The organism is Brevibacterium sp. FAM 24630 (genome assembly GCF_049804075.1).
Lineage (GTDB): Bacteria > Actinomycetota > Actinomycetes > Actinomycetales > Brevibacteriaceae > Brevibacterium.
Map to the genome: position 1 here is coordinate 1 of NZ_JBNBZD010000063.1, position 757 is coordinate 757.

At 61.3% G+C, this 757-nt stretch carries 1 protein-coding gene; it reads left to right on the forward strand.

What is annotated here, in order from left to right; translation table 11 throughout:
• Positions 1–145 precede the first annotated feature (145 nt).
• On the forward strand, positions 146–661 hold the full coding sequence (locus ACPUD7_RS17710) for a GNAT family N-acetyltransferase (protein WP_425120646.1): 516 nt from the start codon (positions 146–148) through the stop codon (positions 659–661).
• The last annotated feature ends 96 nt before the right edge of the window (positions 662–757 follow it).

The window sequence follows — 757 nt, forward strand, 5'->3', positions numbered from 1 at the left end:
CCCATGACTTTGTGTTTTCTGGGAGTGGCGCACAGAAGCAGAGACGGGCTGTTATGGCTGGAATCCAGCCGCTGTACTGGCTGGATTCTGGAGCTGAACCGGCCTACTTAAAGTTGATCACACACAAGGGGTCAGGCCGGATGGTGTGTTCGCGTTCCTCGTCGATTGGGACACGGGTTCCGCTGAGCAGGTAGCCCGTTCGCTGGCACAGTATCACTGGAGGACTCGGGGAGAGTTCAGCACGGAGGGTTGGACGATCGAGTTCGCCGTCCGGGCACAGGGACGGATCATCGGTGTCCAAGGCGTGAGCAGCACCAGTTTCCCGCGTACCCGGTCTGTCTCCACGGGTTCGTGGTTGGCCCGCTCCGAACACGGAAAGGGCTACGGCACCCGTATGCGAGCGGCGCTGGTGACTGCATTCGCCGATCACTTCGGAGCAGAGACGTTCCACACGGGCTATTTCATCGGCAACGACGCCAGCCGCCGGGTTTCGGAGAAAGTCGGCTACCGGCCCAATGGTGAGCACACCATCATCGCTCAGGACGGCAACGCTCACCTGGAATACCGCGCCGTGCTCAGTGCAGACAAGATCGTCCGTCCTCCGGATCCTGTCGAGGTCACCGGCGCCGAGGCGGTCCGTCGGTTCCTCGGAATCGACTGAACACCACCACGCCACACTGCCCACAAACCACCAAGAAACACGGTTGTGGTCAGCAGCAACACGACCCATGAATACGAGGAAGGCCCCGCCCAACCC